The following is a 15,399-nucleotide window of genomic DNA, read 5'->3' on the forward strand; positions in this document are numbered from 1 at the left end:
CGGAATCGGAGGAGCAACCTGTCAGACAGCTGGAGCTTTTCTTCTTGAATCTTTGAACATGCCCACGCCGGGTCGCGTACGTACAGACGTACGGACGTGATAGTTCCGGCGGAAGGGCCCGTGCAGTGCGATCCTCCGAACGACTCTCCGTTGCCCTGGCCTGCACCGAGGGCACCTGGCCGCACGACGACTGGCCGGCCCCGGACGATCCGTACGTGGACAGAGTCCTGCGGGACTCCCCGCCGTATCGCGAGTTGCGGAAGTGCGCTGCGGACGTCGTCCTGCTGCGCTGCGACGAGCCGGGAGTGTCCTTCCCGGTGCTGCTGGAGGCCCTCGACACCCGCAGCACCCCGGTGATCGTCGTCAGTCCACGCCGGGACACCGAGACGGTGGTCGAGGTGTTCCGGGGCGGGGCGGGCTATCTGGTCGAGGGGGACTACTGCGCCCACATGCTGTCCTCGGCGGCCATGGCGGCGACCGTCGGGCACACCTACCTCTCACCGAGCGCGTGTGCCGCCCTGCGGGAGGGGGCCCTGCGGATGCCCGCGGCCGGCGACGCGATGGAGCGGCTGCGGGCCCTGCTCTCGCCGCGAGAGCAACAGATCATGGAGCTGCTGTCGACCGGTCTTGGCGCCCAGGAGATCGGGCTGCGGTTACGGCTGAGCGAGAAGACCGTCCGCAACAACCTCAGCAACATCTACGCCAAGCTGGACGCCCGGGGCGGCACGGACGCGGTCCTGCGGTGGCTGGGAGCCACGCCCGTGCTTCGCACCTGAGAACGTCCTGGGGGAGTGTCAGGGCGCCGGGATCTCGCTCAGCGGGATCTCGACGTCGGTGACATTGTCGCCGCCCTCACCGAATCCGGGTTCCGTCCTGATGCTGTTCTCCGAGTTCTGGATTCCGTTGGCCTGGGGAGTTCCGCACTCGACGTTGCGCAGCCAGAGGCGGCCGTCGGGGGTGCCGTTCTTCAGGAGTTGCGGATAGAAGACGTGCACGCTCGTGCCGCCCTCGCTCGGCGAGAAGAACACCTTCTGGCCGTTCTGCTCCTCCTTGTAGGTGGCCCTGAGGAATCCGCTCACGTCGGTTCGCTTCTCCGACCACATGAAGAACCCGACGTGGTTGGGTTTCACGGTGTCGGTCCGGGAGAAGTCGAATCCGGTTCCCGTGTCGTCGCGCTTGAGGGTGAACTCCGTCGTGTTGAACTTGGCGCCGATCTCGAAGAACGAGTTTCCCAGCTTCGAGTCGGCGGAAGCGGTGAACCCGTCCTCCAGTGTGATGGACCGCGTCACCGACGTGGACACGCTGAAGCTCTTCGACAGGGCACTGGTGGAACCGCAGTTGTCGGTCGGGGTGGAGACGCGCTTGTTGGCGCCCAGACTGTTTCTCTTGAACTGGACGTCGACGAATTCACAGTTGTCCAGCTTTGCGGCGTTCTCCGCGCAGTCCTTGGTCACCTCGGAGGGGGTGGCGGCACCCGCCTGATTCATCAGCGGAATGGCCACCGCGATGGCCACCACCGGAGCCATGGCGATGACCATGCGCTTCTTCTTGCTCCGGTGATGTCCCTTGCGGCCGGTGCGGGTCGTCATGGTGCGTCTCCTTGCGGGGGAGCCTGAGGGTAGGGGGGAGTTGAATGCGTGGGATAGGAGGGAGTTGAATGCGTTTCCGCAGCTCGATGGGGCTGCGACGAGGTGATGGGGGGCGGGGGAGGGCTCAGCAGTCGGTCAGGACGGGCTTGGCCACCCCGTCCGCGATGCCTGCGGCTCCGGCGGCGCCCGGCAGGATGGCGGGCCCCTCGACGAGTTCCGACGCGACGAAGTTCTGCTCCGGTGTGGGGTTCGTGACGAAGCCTCCGGGGTCGGCGTCGATCCGCACCCGCCATTCGCCGGTCATGCGCTGCATCTTCGGCGTGAACTCCATGTGCAGGACCTTGCCGACCGGAACCTCGCGGTTCTCCGTGTCGCCGGCGGTCACCGACCTGACGGTCAGGTCGGTCGTCCCCTTGTGCTTGAGCCAGGACCCGCTCAGAAAGCCGAAGAGCCCGCCGCCGGCGCCCTGCTGGGTCGCCGTGTACTTGCCCGACCCCTGGGCCACGGTGGACTTCCAGGAAATCGACACCTTCGCCGGTTCGGTGGCGTTCGGCTCGCAGTTCGGGAAGTCGATCGAGGCCTTCTCCGTGGGTCCGTCGAACGACTCGAAATTCGTCTCGACGTAGGTGCAGTTGTCGGCCGCGAAACCATCGCCGAAGCTGCCCCCGAAATCACTCACCGACCGCTTCTCGCCGTTGATCACCTTGGACCTTTCGCACATCGCGACGATCTGCTCGGGTGTCTTCTCCTCGGCCGCGTTCGCCGACGGAAGGAGAGCGATGATCGCGCCGCCGGTCGCGAGCGCCGAACCGATCGCCACGAGCCGGATCTTCTTGTTCCTCAGACGCCTCTTGGCCATGTCGTCCCGTCCCTGGGATTCCTTGGTGTTCGCTTTACCTGGTCGTGGAGGATTTTGGCGTCACCCGTCGGTCCGCGACAGGGTCAAATATCCCTACTCCTCGGTCACTTGGTGTGTGCTCCCGCACACATCGCGCAGTATCTGACGCATCGTCAGACCCGGCGGTACGATGCTGACCTCCACCGATGCGAAGGGGTTCCGCATGGGCAAGCTCGACGGACGGGTCGTCATCGTCACCGGCGCGGCACGAGGTCAGGGAGAGCAGGAGGCCCGGCTGTTCGTGGCGGAGGGCGCGCGGGTGGTCGTAGCGGATGTGCTCGACGACCAGGGAGAGGACCTCGCCAAGGAGTTGGGCGCGCTGTACGTCCATCTCGACGTGCGCGAGGAAGCGGGGTGGCAGGCGGCTGTCGCCGCCGCCGAGAAGGCGTACGGCCGTATCGACGGGCTCGTCAACAACGCCGGCATCCTGCGCTTCAACACCCTTCTCGACACCCCCCTCGACGAGTTCATGCGGGTCGTCGAGGTCAACCAGGTCGGCTGCTTCCTCGGCATCAAGGCGGTGGCCGCCCGGATGGCCGACGGGGGCACGATCGTCAACACCGCCTCCTACACCGGCGTGACCGGGATGGCGGCCGTGGGCGCCTACGCGGCCAGCAAGCACGCGATCCTCGGGCTCACCCGGGTCGCCGCCCTGGAGCTGGCGGCCCGGAACATCCGGGTCAACGCGATGTGCCCGGGCGCCATCGACACCGCGATGTCCAACCCCGCCCACCTGGACCCGACCGGAGCCGCGGACACCGAGGAGGCGTCCCGGGCCCTGGACCGCTTCTACCGCAAGCTCGTGCCGCTGGGGCGGATCGGGCGGCCCGAGGAGGTGGCGCGGCTCGCGCTCTTCCTCACCGGTGACGACTCCTCCTACATCACCGGCCAGCCCTTCGTGATCGACGGGGGCTGGCTGGCGGGCGTGAACGTCGTCTGATGGGTCGTCAGCTATTGACTCCCAGGGGCCGGTGGAACAGTCTGACCCCATCGATCTGACGATCCGTCAGAAATAACCGTTCGGAACCGACCGTGGGGACGGTGACCTCCGTGGAATTCGGGCTCTTTGTACAGGGATACGTGGGCAAGCGCGCCGAGACCGACCCGCTCGCCGAGCACAAGGCGCTGATGGAGGAGACCGAGTACGTCATCCAGGCCGACCGGTCCGGCTTCAAGTACGCCTGGGCCTCCGAGCACCACTTCCTGGAGGAGTACTCGCACCTCTCCGCCAACGACGTGTTCCTCGGCTACCTCGCACACGCCACCGACCGGATCCACCTCGGCTCCGGCATCTTCAACCCGCTCGCCCAGGTCAACCACCCGGTGAAGGTCGCCGAGAAGGTCGCCATGCTCGACCATCTCACCGAGAACCGCTTCGAGTTCGGCAGCGGACGGGGGGCCGGCTCGCACGAGATCCTCGGGTTCCTCCCCGGCATCACCGACATGAACCACACCAAGGAGATCTGGGAAGAGACCATCGCCGAGTTCCCCAAGATGTGGCTCCAGGACGAGTACCCCGGGTTCCAGGGCAAGCACTGGCAGCTCCCGCCGAGGAAGATCCTGCCCAAGCCGTACGGGAAGTCCCACCCGGCGATGTGGTACGCCGCCGGGTCGCCGCCCTCGTACGCCATGGCCGCCCGCAAGGGGCTCGGGGTGCTCGGCTTCAGCGTGCAGAAGGTCTCCGACATGGAGTGGGTCCTCGAGCAGTACAAGACCGCGGTCGTGGACGCCGAGCCGATCGGTGACTTCGTCAACGACAACGTGATGGTGACGACCACGGCCATCTGCGCGCCCACCCACGAGGAGGCGGTGCGGATCGCGGTGAACGGCGGGCTGCACTACCTGCCGTCGCTGGTCTTCCGGTACCACGACACGTTTCCTCGTCCCGAGGGGTTTCCGGTGTGGCCGGAGACCCTGCCGGAGTACAACGAGGAGTTCATCGAGCTGCTCATCGCGGAGGAGCTGCTGATCTGCGGGGACCCGGACGAAGTGCTCACGCAGTGCAAGCGGTGGGAGCAGGCGGGGGCGGATCAGTTGAGCTTCGGGTTGCCGGTGGGGGTGCCGAAGGAGGAGACGCTGCAGACGATCCGGTTGGTCGGGGAGCACGTGATTCCGAAGATCGATACGGATCCTGTGCATCGGACGTCGCGGTTCCGTCAGTCCGCCTAGTCGCCGCGGGGGCCGTGGGGGGGCTGTGGGGCGATTGCGGCTGCGGGCTCGTCGTGGCTGGTCGCGCAGTTCCCCGCGCCCCTAAAAAACGGGCGCGCCCACTGCACCGGAAACGAAGGAGGCGAGCGTCATGCTCGATCACGTCATCAAAGGCGCGACCGTCGTCGACGGTACCGGCGCCCCCGCGTACACCGCTGACGTCGGCATCCGGGACGGCCGTATCGCCGCCGTCGGGAAGATCTCCGAGGAAGCCCGGACCACCGAGGACGCCACCGGGCTCGTCCTCGCCCCCGGCTTCGTGGACCCGCACACGCACTACGACGCCCAGCTGTTCTGGGACCCGTACGCGACGCCCTCCCTCAACCACGGCGTGACGACCGTCGCCGCGGGCAACTGCGGATTCACACTCGCGCCGCTGAACCCGGACCGGCCCGAGGACGCCGACTACACCCGTCGGATGATGTCCAAGGTGGAGGGGATGTCCCTGGTCGCGTTGGAGGAGGGGGCGCCCTGGAGCTGGCACGGGTTCGGGGAGTATCTGGACGCCCTGGAGGGGCGGATCGCGGTCAACGCGGGCTTCATGGTGGGACATTGCGCGCTGCGACGGTATGTGATGGGGCCGGACGCGGTCGGCGGACAGCCCAGCGAGGAGCAACTCGCGCGGATGCTCCGGCTGTTCCACGAGGCGATGGACGCGGGCGCCTGGGGTCTGTCCACCACCCAGTCGTCCACCCACTCCGACGGTGACGGCCGACCGGTCGCCTCCCGGCACGCACGCCCCGCCGAACTGCTGGCCCTCGCGCGGGCCGTCGGGGAACACGAGGGCACCCAGATCGAGGCGATCGTCGCCGGCTGCCTGGACCAGTTCAGCGACGCGGAGATCGACCTGTTCGTGGAGATGAGCGCGACGGCCGGACGCCCCCTGAACTGGAACGTCCTGACCATCGACGCGTCCGTCCCGGAGCGGGTGCCCAGGCAGCTGCTCGCGAGTGAACAGGCGCGCAAGGCGGGCGGCAGGGTGGTGGCCCTGACCATGCCGATCCTCACGCCGATGAACATGTCCCTGGGTACGTTCTGCGCCCTGAACCTCATCCCGGGGTGGGGCCCGATCCTCGCCCTGCCCGTCCCGGAGCGGGTGGAGAAACTCCGCGACCCCGACATACGGGCCGGGATGCTGCGGCGCGCCGGATCCAAGGAGGCCGGTGTCTTCCGCCGCCTGACGAACTTCGGGCGGTACGTCATCGGCGACACGTACAGCGAGACGAACCGGGGTCTGAGCGGGCGGGTGGTGGGCGACATCGCCGCGGAACGCGGGCAGGAGCCCTTCGAGTGCCTGGTGGAGATCTGCGCCGCCGACGACCTGCGTACGGTCCTGTGGCCCATGCCGACCGACAACGACCCGGCGTCCTGGGCGCTGCGCGCCGAGACCTGGCAGCACGAGGACGTGCTGCTCGGCGGCTCCGACGCGGGCGCGCATCTGGACCGGATGTGCGGGGCGCCGTACACGACACGCTTCATCGGTGACTGTCTGCGCGGCCGCAAGCTGGTCGGCCTGGAGCAGGCGGTGAAGATGCTGACGGACGATCCGGCGCGGCTGTTCGGGCTGCGTGAACGGGGGCAGGTGCGGGAGGGCTGGCATGCGGACCTCGTCCTCTTCGACCCGGAACGGATCGCCGCGGGTACGGCCACTTTGGTGCACGACCTGCCGGGTGACAGCCCGCGGCTCGACTCCAAGGCGATCGGAGTACGGGCCGTGTGGGTCAACGGGGTCGAGGCGATCCGCGACGACGTGGTGAGCGGGGCGGTGCCGGGGAAGGTGCTGCGCTCGGGGCGGGACACCCGGACGGTGGCGACGAGGTGACCGAGGAACAGCGGCTGTTCGTCGGCGGCGCGTGGGTGGAGCCGGAGGGCGGCTACTACGAGGTGGTCGACCCGGCGACCGAGGGAATCGTCGGGTGGGCGCCGGAGGCCTCGCGGGATCAGGTGCGCGCCGCCTGCGCCGCGGCTCGCGAGGCCTTCGGTCCGTGGTCGCGTACCGCGCCGGAGGAACGGGCGGCGATGCTCGGCCGGGCCGCGGAGGTCATCCGCGCCCACGTCGAGCCGTACACCTCACTGGCCCGGGCGGAGACCGGCGCGACGACGGCGACGGCGCGGGCCATGCAGGTCGGGGTCGCCGCCGCCCGTTTCCGGCGCTACGCGCGGGTGGAGCCCGCCGAGTGGGCGATCCCGCCGCAGATCAACGAGGGCGGGCCGATGGGGCGGGCGGCGGTGATGGGGGCGCTGGCCGTGCGGCAGCCCGTCGGGGTCGTCACCTGCGTCACCTCGTACAACAACCCGTGGGCGAACCCGGCCGGCAAGGTGGCCCCCGCCCTCGCCATGGGCAACACGGTGGTGGTGAAACCGGCCCCGCAGGACCCGCTCTCCGTCTACCGGATGGCCGAGGCGCTGGAGGCGGCCGGGGTGCCGCGCGGGGTGGTGAACGTCGTCTCGGGCCAGTCGGTGGAGGTGGGGGAGGAGGCCGTGGCCTCCCCCGACGTCGACATGGTGAGCTTCACCGGGTCCACGACGGTCGGACAGCGCATCGCCTCCGTGTGCGGCCGGGACATGAAACGCCAGCTGATGGAGCTGGGCGGGAAGGGCGCGGCGGTCGTCCTCGACGACGCGGACATCGACGCGGCGGTGGCCGGCATCGGCACGACCTTCTCCTTCTACAGCGGCCAGATCTGCACAGCGCCGACGCGGGTCCTCGCCCAGCGGGGCGTGTACGACCGCCTGGTCGAGCAACTGGCAGCCTACGCCCGCCGGTTGAAGGTGGGCGCCCCGAGTGAACGGGACACGGTCGTCGGCCCGGTGATCTCGGCGGCGCACCGGGACCGCGTGGAGTCGTACGTCGAACTCGGCCGCAAGGAGGGCGCGGTGGTGGTCACGGGTGGTGAACGCCCGCCCCTGGACCGGGGTTTCTACGTCGCCCCGACCCTCCTCGCCGACTGCACCAACGAGATGCGGGTGGCCCGCGAGGAGATCTTCGGCCCGGTGGTCTCGGTCGTCCCCTTCGAGGAAGAGGAGGAGGCCGTACACCTGGCCAACGACACCGACTACGGCCTCATCGACTACGTCTGGTCGACGGACGTGGCCCGCGCCTTCCGCGTCGCCCGGCAACTGCGGGCGGGCGGGGTGGGCGTCAACACGGTCGGCCGCAACATGGAGGCGCCGTTCGGGGGGTTCAAGAAGAGCGGCGTCGGGCGGGACGTGGGGTCGTACGCGCTGCACGCCTACAGCGAGGTGCAGGCGATCGTGTGGCCGGGGTGAGGTGCGGCTGCCGACTTCTGGCTACAGGTAGAACACCGCACCGGAGACCGAACTCACCCGCCCGCGACCCGCGCCCACCGTTCCAGGTGCCCTGTCGCTAGACCTGGTCAAGGGAAAGCGGTGCTCATCTCTAGGGGGCGGACCAAGTCGCCACAAGTGCTCGCTGATCTGGAAAGCGAGGGCCGGGGACCATCTCCTTGATGGTTTCACCGTTGAGCCAGCACACCTGCTCGGGGCCACCGTCGCCGGTGTCGAACAGGCAGCACACTCCGCCGCTGACGGCGGTGAGGTCGGTGAACGCCTTCCTGATGTTGGTCGACCGCGCGAACAAGCGGCTCATCCTCGATGTCGCTGCCCAGCATTCCACCGATGCGTAACCAGGGTGCAGGAAGGACTCGAACCGGATCGTCGCGTAGACGTACCCGATCTGGATGCGCCCGTCCGCCTCAGGTTCAGGGCCGCCCGTCTGCGCGTACTCCCGCAGTGCGTCATCGACGTCGAACATGAGGGACGTGTCGAGTTCGATCGTGCCGCTCAAGGAGCAGTCGACCGGCTCGCTCTTGAAGTGGGACGTGAACGGGAGGACGAGCCGGTCACCGCCAGGCAGTGTGACCCCAAGCGGCGGCACGGCACGGGTCGGTGGCGCCAACTCGGCCAGATTGGCCAACGCCCTGGCGACGTTCTGGGGGCGCAGGTAGATGTCGTAGCCGTAGATCAGCCCCAATGGTTCCCCTTGCGCCGGATCGAACCGCACCGAGTGCTCGCAGTGCCACGCTACGGGCCTGGGCGTGGGTCATGAGACCCGGACCGGGTGGCGGGGCTCGTGCTGCTGGTGCCGGGGGTGACCGGGCATCCCGCGCTTGAAGACCCGGAACTGACCGCGAAAATCGGGGAGTTGGCTCCGGTCGGCGACCTGGAGGGCCTCCTCGCCCTGTCCCTGCGTGTCTGGGCGGCCGCGGGCACCGACCCCGGCACCGAGGCCGAGACGCTGCCTGGGGCGGCGATCCCGGCCTGGTTCTCGACGTACGGTCGCCTCACCGAGGACCCCCCGCCTTCCCGCGGCTCGGTGAAGTCTGACCGGACGTGCGGCCTGGGTCCGTGTGTCGCGGTCCTGCCTAGCCTCAGGGGACCAAGACGACCTTGCCGAGGTTGCGACGGGACTCGATGATCTCGTGGGCGCGAGCTGCTTCGGTGAGCGGGATTTCAGCGGATACGCGGGGGCATAGCGTGTTGTCGCGGTGGAGATCCCACAGTTCGTCCAGCCAGCGCGCGTACACCTCGGGCTCGCCTCGGGCGATGGCCGCCATCTGGAAGCCGGTGGCCGAGGCGCCCCGGACCAGCAACTCGTACGCGTCGATCGCGCCTCCGCCCGAGCTGAAGGCGACCAAACGGCCGCGGGGGGCCAGGGCTCGCACCGCGGGGCCGAGGAGTTCTCCGCCGACCCCGTCGAGGACGATGTCGACCGGGTCGCCCCAGGATCCGTCCTTGTAGAGCACGACCTCGTCGGCGCCGAGGGCGCGAACGAACTCCGCCTTGTCCGCGGTACTGATGGCCGCGACTACGCGGGAGGCCCCGCCTGCCTTCGCGTACTGCAGGGCGAGGGTGCCGACCGCGCTGGCGGCTGCGGTAACCAGGACGGCGTCGCCGGGTTGGGGGCGGCCGGCCTCGTAGGCGCCGCGCGCCACCAGGCCGCTGCGGACCAAGGCCACGGCGTCGGTGGCGGTCGCCCGGTCGGGGATACGGGAGGCCATTGTCTTGTGGATGAGGGCCAGTTCGGCGTAGGCGTGGGAGAAGCAGAGACCGGTGACGCGGTCGCCCGTGGAGAAGTTGGTGACGCCTTCACCGACAGCGGCGACGGTGCCTGCTATCTCACCACCTAGAGGGCCTGGCTCGGTGCCCTCGCGCACTTTCCGTACGGCAGGCAGCGTGACGCCGACCGCTTCGGTACAGACGAGCAGCTCACCCGGGCCGGGCTCTGGAACAGGGGCCTCCTCGGTGAAGAGGACCTCGGGGCCGCCGTTCACCTCATAGCGGACGCGACGCATGAACACCTCCGGGTGTGAGCTGGGCCTCCAAACCATTGGGATTCCCAATGGGCTGCAAGCGTAGGAATAACTCGTTGGGAAGTCCAATGAATTGGGGATAGTCTGCTTCCATGCCTCCCACCGAACGCCTGCGTGCCCTGGCGCACATCCAGTCCCAGCCGAGTTGGCTGGCAGGCCGGGTAGCGGAGCGCGGCCGGAGCCTGGTCGCCGAGGCGATCGCCGAGGAAGGGCTGAAGCTTCCGCATCACGCCGTTCTCGCGGCAGTGTCCGAGTACGGGCCGGTGGCCCAGGCGGATCTGGTGCGCCGCCTGGGCTTCGATGCGAAGGACATGGTCCTCCTGCTCGATCACCTGGAGGAAGCCGGGCTGGCGCTGCGGGCACCCGATCCGCTGGACCGCCGCAAGAACGCGGTGACGGTGACGCCGGCGGGCGTGCGGACCCTGGACCGTTGCGCGGAGTTGGCGGAGCGGGCCAATGCCGAGCTGTTGGCGCCGCTGAGTGCAGCGGAGGGTCAGCAGCTGATGGAGTTGCTGACCCGGGTGTACGACGCTTAGCGCCGCTCCACGTTGAGGGCACCGGAGACCGAGATCGTTTGGCCGGGTGAGTGCGGGTGCTGTTCAGCCACGTCCGGGGCCGGGATCCGGATCGCGGACCGGTAGACGGGGGGCCCGGTCGGGCCGGGTCCAGAAGCGGGTGCGGGCTGGACGCGCCTCGGAGTAGTACCGGCGCTCGACTTCGTCCGGGTTCTCGCCGAGGGCGGCCAATAGGTCTAGGTGCAGGCGCTCCGCGTGGCTGGGATCGAGCCGTCGGCCCACTCCCTCCGCCCCCCAGCGCACGACGAGTTCGGCTGCCCTGGTCAGTTCCTCGTCGCTCGCCTGGGGATAGGCAAGAGCAAGGGAGGCGCGGGCGAGTTCCACGGCACTCTTGTTGGGCATGAGTCACCTTCTCGTTGTCATCGAGCGTTGCACACCAGGCACAGTCCGAGCACGGCGGGCTCGCGGAGGTGGATGAGTGAGAAGCTCTGCGCCGCGCGCAGACACTCGTGCCGGTCCAACTGCGCGTACTCCTCGGTGCACATGGCGTCCCGGACGGCGATCTCCCAGTGGTTCAGCGCGAGTCGCCAGTCGTTGTTGTGGGCGACGCGCACGAAGATGTAGGCGAATTCCCGCTTGCCCTTCCCGACGTCGGTGGTCGGGTCGGCGCGCGGGTAGCGGGTGAGGTCGTCTATCGGGTACGGGAAACGCATCCGCCGGCCGAGCGTGCGCCGCTTGTACATCTTGCCGGTGGGCAGCGACTTCACGTTCTTGATGCGGTTCGCGATCACTTCACCGGCCACACCACCGATGATCGCGGGTACCAGGAGCCAGCCGATGAGCGACAGGGACCAGAGCCAGTTGCGCTCGGGTGAGTCCATCAGAGTCACCGCCTTGTAGACGTCCAGCGGTGTCTCCGCCCGCGCGGCGAGGATCCATACGAGGGCGAGCACCGCGACGACCGGCACCCCCAGGTCGATGAACCACTGGGTGATGCCCGACAGCGCCTTCCTGGACCGCCAGAGCCGACGCGTCAACCGCCAGGGGTTTGTGCCGGGCGGCGGATCCAGGTCGTTCGGCGGAATCACGCTGACCGTCAACGGCACCCCCCGGTGATGTTTACGTACGTATCGTGAATATCGCCGTGACCGTCATGTCTCATGCGCGACGGAGGTCGGAAATTTGGACCGGATTGCCGGCTCGGACGCGTAAGCATTGGGCCACGGGCGGTCGTACCGGGTCACTCCTCCAGATCCACCCGCACGGTCAGCAACCCCGACCCCAGCACCCGTACCGCCGCGCTGTTGTAGCGGGGGAGGGTGCGGAGGCGGGCGATGGGGTCGTCGTCGGGCAGGAGGTGGGCCGTGCCGATGTGCCAGCGGCCCCGGATTCGCACCCGTACCCGCGGATCCGCCTTGATGTTGCGGACGTACTGCGATCGCTCGCCGAACTCCGATACCAGCCAGAAGGAGTTCCCGACCCGTCGGCCGCCCACCGGGGTGCGGCGGGGCAGGCCGGATGTGCGGCCGGTGGTCTCCAGGAGGGTCTGGATCGCGAGGCGACGGAGGATCGGGTTGCCGATGCGGCGCTGGAAGGCGGTGACGCCGCGGTACTTCAGCTCGGACGGGCGGGACACGATGGCGGGGCTCCTGGGGTGGTGGTGCTTGCTCAAGGCCTCTTGGACGCCTTGAGGGTTTGGAGCAGGGCGCCGAATGCGGCGGGGTCGGTGGCGAGGACGGTCTTGGCGGGGTCGGCGCTTTCGGTGAGGTGGACTGAGGTCGGCGCGGGGGTCGATATATGGACGCACGCGTCACCTTCTTGGCAGTAGGACGACTTCTGCCAGCTTTGCGGGGACATGTCGGCTCCTTCAGAGGTTCTGGGCGAGGGAATGGATCAGATCCCGGGACTTCTCGGGGCTGAGGGCGATGGCCTCCACGTTGTCGAGGAGGTGGCGGTACTTCTGCAGGTGAGCTTCGGCGTCGAGAAGAACAGGGCCGTGGAACTGGTCGAGTTGCGCGGTGTCGAGCTGAGGCACGGGCCCGTGCAGGTAGTTGATGGACTGACCGGAGCCCGGGAACGCGCCCACGCCGAACGGGAGTACGCGGATGGTGATGTGCTTCTGCTCGCTCATGTCGACCAGATGCCGGAGCTGGGCGCGAGCCACACTTTGGCCGCCGACCCCCATGTGCAGGGCTGCCTCGTGCACGACGGTGTTGTACGGAGTCGGGTGCGGCCCGTACAACACGCCCTGACGTTTGATCCGGTGCGAGACGCGGTGCTCAACATCGGGCGGTGTGGGAGCGGGGATGACGTGCCGAAAGATCTCTCGCGCGTGATCAGGAGTCTGGAGCAGCCCCGGCATATGGGAGGTGTACGCGGTGCGTACGGCGGTGGCGTGGTACTCCAACTCGGCGAGGTCGAGAAGTCCCGACGGCAGCACCTCACGGTAGGACTCCCACCAGCCGAGCGTCCTGTCGGTTGCCATGCCGACCAGTGCCTCGATGAATGCCTGGTCAGGACAGGAGTAAATCCGGGCCAGCGCTCTGACGCGGTCCGCACTCACGCCGAACCGGCCCGACTCCACATTGCTGAGCTGCCCCTGGCTCGTGCTGAGCGTGCGCGCGGCCTCGGTCGCCGTCATGCCCGAGCGCTCGCGCATCTTGCGCAGCTCAACAGCGAGTCGGAGACGGCGAGCCGTCAGAGGGGGTCTGGCAGGCACGTGAACTCCTCTAGGACGCGTGTTCCGTCGGCGGGTCACTCACACGAGGGAAATGCAAGGGAAGTATCTCGAACATAGGCAAATTACATTTGCGAGGCCCTATCTTCGTTCCCAGGCGCCCCACCTGGAAGCGCACCGTGGGACGCCACGGCGGAGACACCAGGCATCTGTCCAACTCCCCTCAGTGGCCGGAGACTTCCGATGGCCACCGTATCCCCGTCCTGGAACTACACCCTGCATCTCCCGCAAGATCCGCGCGCACCGGGTATCGCGCGAGGTGCCCTCCGGCTGATCCTGGCTGCCCACGAGATGCCGGAGCTCACCCCCACCGCAGAGCTGCTCGCGGCGGAACTGCTGGCCAACGCGCATCGCCACACCGAGGGTCCGTACGCCCTCCGCGTCCGCTCGGCGGAGCCCGGCCGCCTGCGGGTGGCCGTGTGGGACGCGGACCCGCGGGTGCCTCCGGGCTTCTCGGACCGGGACAGCCCCACGCCCCCGCTGGACGCGGAGGACGGCCGCGGCCTGCACCTCGTCCGAGCCTGCGCGAACGCGTGGGGCGCCTCAGTGCTCAGCGACCTGGGCGTGTCGAAGGGCGGCAAGCTGTTGTGGGCCGAATGCGGAGGCCCGGCGACGACGTGGTGATGCGGGCCATACTGGGAGGCGGAGCCATGCCTTTGCATCAGGAGCAGATCATGAGCGCACAGCCCGAGCACGGCTGGGGAGCGATGCCGCTGCCCGAGATCCGGACCGTGGACGACCTGCGCGGTGCGCTCAGCCGCTACGGCTTCCCGGGCGACCGGGAACACTTCGAGGAGGAGCTGGCGACTGCCATAGGAGACTCTCCGACCAACGACTTCGAGGGCGCCGCGGCTGTGGTCCGGGCGTACCGGCACCGCGTCATGATCAGAAACTCGCCCGAGATCATGGCTGCTCTCGAAGAGGCCCGCACCGGAGGCGGCGGCACGTGAATGAATGCCCGTTGGAGGAGGCCGAGCCCGCGAGGAAGGCGTTCGGCGACCTGACGGAGGGGGAGCGGGAAGTCGTCTGGGAGGCGCTCGTGGTGATCCGCCGCGATCCGAGGGCGGGCCGCGAGATCCCCGGCTGGCGGCCTCCGTCCGTGGAATACACATATACGACCTCCCTCGCCCACGACTCGGCCGAGGCGATCATGATCGTTTACACGCACACGCACGGCATGGGAGTCACGGTCGTCTACTACTTCCGTGATCCACAGATGGTGGACTGAACTCACGTGCTCCATGTGGCACGAGACCGTGGATCACAAGTATTGGAGGTAGACGGCACGAACGCGGACGCCTCCGACTCCAGCGAGGGCCGAGGTGGCGAGGTAGACGTGTTCGGCGCGGGCGCCGGACGCTGATCCGCACCGACTCCGCGGGCGGCGCCCACGAGTTCGTGGTCTGGCTCGCGAAACGCGGACGGTGGCTGTCGTATTCGGTCGACACGACCATCACCGACGCAGTGCACCAGGCCGTACTCACGGTGCCACTCTCGGCATGGGCGCCGGCCGTCGAGCCGGACGTATAGATCCGCGACGGGGCCTGGGGCGCCGAACTCACCGAGGGCATGCACGACGGCTGGCCGAAGGGCATGCGGATGATCGTCCGGAAGGAACGACTGCACCTCGGTGCCCAGTTGAGGATCACGGATGCCAACGGCATGCGGATCACGCGCTTCGCCACCAACACCACCGGCCAGCCCATCGCCGAGCCCGAACTCCGCCACCGCCTGCGGGCACGGGCCGAGGACCGCGTTCGGGCTGCCCGCGCTACCGGCCTGCGGAACCTGCCCCTGCACGACACCGCGCAAAACAGGGTCTAGCTGGAGATCGTCCAGATCCCACTCGACCTGCTGGCCTGGATGTTGATGCTTGCACTGAACGGCCAGGCCCGGCTCTGGGAGCCCCGACGCCTGCGGCTCGGCCTGTTCAGCTCGGCCGGCCAACTCGTCACCACCGACTGGCGCCAGGTCTTCCGCCTCGCTCACCACTGGCCATGGACCCATGTCGTCACCAGCGCCCTCGGACACCTTGACCAACTGCCCAACCCAGTCTGACCAGTAGCTTTCCCGTCTCTGCGAGCAGGACCACGTCTCCGGAGCAGTGGAACCCGCGCCC

17 protein-coding genes and 2 pseudogenes are annotated in these 15,399 nt (G+C 68.5%); 10 read left to right on the plus strand and 9 right to left on the minus strand.

Translation table 11 applies throughout. The features are described from left to right. The first annotated feature begins 125 nt into the window (after nt 1-125). Nucleotides 126-776 (plus strand): response regulator transcription factor, encoded by a 651-nt coding sequence (locus ABZ027_RS34290; RefSeq protein WP_356775256.1) that lies wholly within the window; start codon nt 126-128, stop codon nt 774-776. Between the two features lie 18 nt (nt 777-794). Here the strand turns inward: ABZ027_RS34290 and ABZ027_RS34295 are convergent, their stop codons facing one another. Then, nucleotides 795-1,589 (minus strand): hypothetical protein, encoded by a 795-nt coding sequence (locus tag ABZ027_RS34295; protein WP_356775258.1) that lies wholly within the window; start codon nt 1,587-1,589, stop codon nt 795-797. A 124-nt stretch (nt 1,590-1,713) separates the two neighbouring features. Then, entirely contained in the window at nt 1,714-2,448 is a 735-nt protein-coding gene (locus ABZ027_RS34300) for a hypothetical protein (protein ID WP_356775260.1), read from the minus strand. Nucleotides 2,449-2,650: 202 nt separating this feature from the next. Here ABZ027_RS34300 and ABZ027_RS34305 point away from each other — a divergent pair, with 202 nt between their 5' ends. The 4 genes and pseudogenes from ABZ027_RS34305 (at nt 2,651) to ABZ027_RS34320 (ending at nt 7,965) form a co-directional block, all read left to right on the plus strand. After that, nucleotides 2,651-3,427, plus strand: a complete 777-nt coding sequence (locus ABZ027_RS34305; RefSeq protein WP_356775262.1) for a glucose 1-dehydrogenase — start codon at nt 2,651-2,653, stop codon at nt 3,425-3,427. 110 nt (nt 3,428-3,537) lie between these two features. Next, complete coding sequence (locus tag ABZ027_RS34310; protein WP_356775326.1) at nt 3,538-4,656, plus strand: LLM class flavin-dependent oxidoreductase; 1,119 nt, start codon at nt 3,538-3,540, stop codon at nt 4,654-4,656. A 127-nt stretch (nt 4,657-4,783) separates the two neighbouring features. After that, nucleotides 4,784-6,517, plus strand: a pseudogene (locus ABZ027_RS34315) (D-aminoacylase); the annotation flags it as partial. Next, nucleotides 6,514-7,965, plus strand: a complete 1,452-nt coding sequence (locus tag ABZ027_RS34320; protein ID WP_356775264.1) for an aldehyde dehydrogenase family protein — start codon at nt 6,514-6,516, stop codon at nt 7,963-7,965. The pseudogene ABZ027_RS34315 and the gene ABZ027_RS34320, both read left to right, overlap by 4 nt. 130 nt (nt 7,966-8,095) lie before the next feature. Here ABZ027_RS34320 and ABZ027_RS34325 read toward each other — a convergent pair whose 3' ends face one another. Continuing rightward, complete coding sequence (locus ABZ027_RS34325; protein WP_356775266.1) at nt 8,096-8,689, minus strand: hypothetical protein; 594 nt, start codon at nt 8,687-8,689, stop codon at nt 8,096-8,098. A gap of 397 nt (nt 8,690-9,086) precedes the next feature. Further along, nucleotides 9,087-10,010, minus strand: coding sequence for a zinc-binding dehydrogenase (locus tag ABZ027_RS34330; RefSeq protein WP_356775268.1), 924 nt, complete (start codon nt 10,008-10,010; stop codon nt 9,087-9,089). A gap of 110 nt (nt 10,011-10,120) precedes the next feature. Here ABZ027_RS34330 and ABZ027_RS34335 point away from each other — a divergent pair, with 110 nt between their 5' ends. Continuing rightward, nucleotides 10,121-10,564: a MarR family transcriptional regulator gene (locus ABZ027_RS34335; RefSeq protein ID WP_356775270.1), complete on the plus strand. Its 444-nt coding sequence runs from the start codon at nt 10,121-10,123 to the stop codon at nt 10,562-10,564. A 63-nt stretch (nt 10,565-10,627) separates the two neighbouring features. On the opposite strand, the gene ABZ027_RS34340 is transcribed toward ABZ027_RS34335, so the two are convergent. From ABZ027_RS34340 to ABZ027_RS34360, 5 genes are all read right to left on the minus strand, one after another. Further along, complete coding sequence (locus ABZ027_RS34340; protein WP_356775272.1) at nt 10,628-10,945, minus strand: hypothetical protein; 318 nt, start codon at nt 10,943-10,945, stop codon at nt 10,628-10,630. Nucleotides 10,946-10,962: 17 nt separating this feature from the next. Continuing rightward, nucleotides 10,963-11,643: a DUF6313 family protein gene (locus tag ABZ027_RS34345; RefSeq protein WP_356775274.1), complete on the minus strand. Its 681-nt coding sequence runs from the start codon at nt 11,641-11,643 to the stop codon at nt 10,963-10,965. Between the two features lie 140 nt (nt 11,644-11,783). After that, the gene (locus tag ABZ027_RS34350; protein WP_356775276.1) at nt 11,784-12,179 is read right to left on the minus strand and encodes a nitroreductase family deazaflavin-dependent oxidoreductase; all 396 of its coding nucleotides are present in this window, start codon (nt 12,177-12,179) and stop codon (nt 11,784-11,786) included. Between the two features lie 32 nt (nt 12,180-12,211). Continuing rightward, nucleotides 12,212-12,400, minus strand: a complete 189-nt coding sequence (locus ABZ027_RS34355) for a DUF397 domain-containing protein (protein ID WP_356775278.1) — start codon at nt 12,398-12,400, stop codon at nt 12,212-12,214. Nucleotides 12,401-12,410: 10 nt separating this feature from the next. Continuing rightward, on the minus strand, nt 12,411-13,262 hold the full coding sequence (locus ABZ027_RS34360; RefSeq protein ID WP_356775280.1) for a helix-turn-helix transcriptional regulator: 852 nt from the start codon (nt 13,260-13,262) through the stop codon (nt 12,411-12,413). Nucleotides 13,263-13,463: 201 nt separating this feature from the next. On the opposite strand from ABZ027_RS34360, the gene ABZ027_RS34365 reads away from it, so the two are divergent. From ABZ027_RS34365 to ABZ027_RS34380, 4 genes and pseudogenes are all read left to right on the plus strand, one after another. After that, nucleotides 13,464-13,904 carry an ATP-binding protein gene (locus ABZ027_RS34365; RefSeq protein ID WP_356775282.1) on the plus strand — a complete coding sequence of 147 codons (441 nt, stop codon included), beginning with the start codon at nt 13,464-13,466 and terminating at the stop codon, nt 13,902-13,904. A 50-nt stretch (nt 13,905-13,954) separates the two neighbouring features. Next, on the plus strand, nt 13,955-14,230 hold the full coding sequence (locus ABZ027_RS34370) for a hypothetical protein (protein ID WP_356775284.1): 276 nt from the start codon (nt 13,955-13,957) through the stop codon (nt 14,228-14,230). Further along, complete coding sequence (locus ABZ027_RS34375) at nt 14,227-14,508, plus strand: hypothetical protein (protein WP_356775286.1); 282 nt, start codon at nt 14,227-14,229, stop codon at nt 14,506-14,508. Before ABZ027_RS34370 ends, ABZ027_RS34375 begins: the two co-directional genes overlap by 4 nt. Before the next feature lie 104 nt (nt 14,509-14,612). Next, a pseudogene (locus ABZ027_RS34380) lies at nt 14,613-15,338 on the plus strand (transposase); the annotation flags it as partial. Between the last annotated feature and the right edge of the window lie 61 nt (nt 15,339-15,399).

The organism is Streptomyces sp. NPDC006332 (assembly GCF_040612855.1).
Classification (GTDB): Bacteria; Actinomycetota; Actinomycetes; order Streptomycetales; family Streptomycetaceae; genus Streptomyces.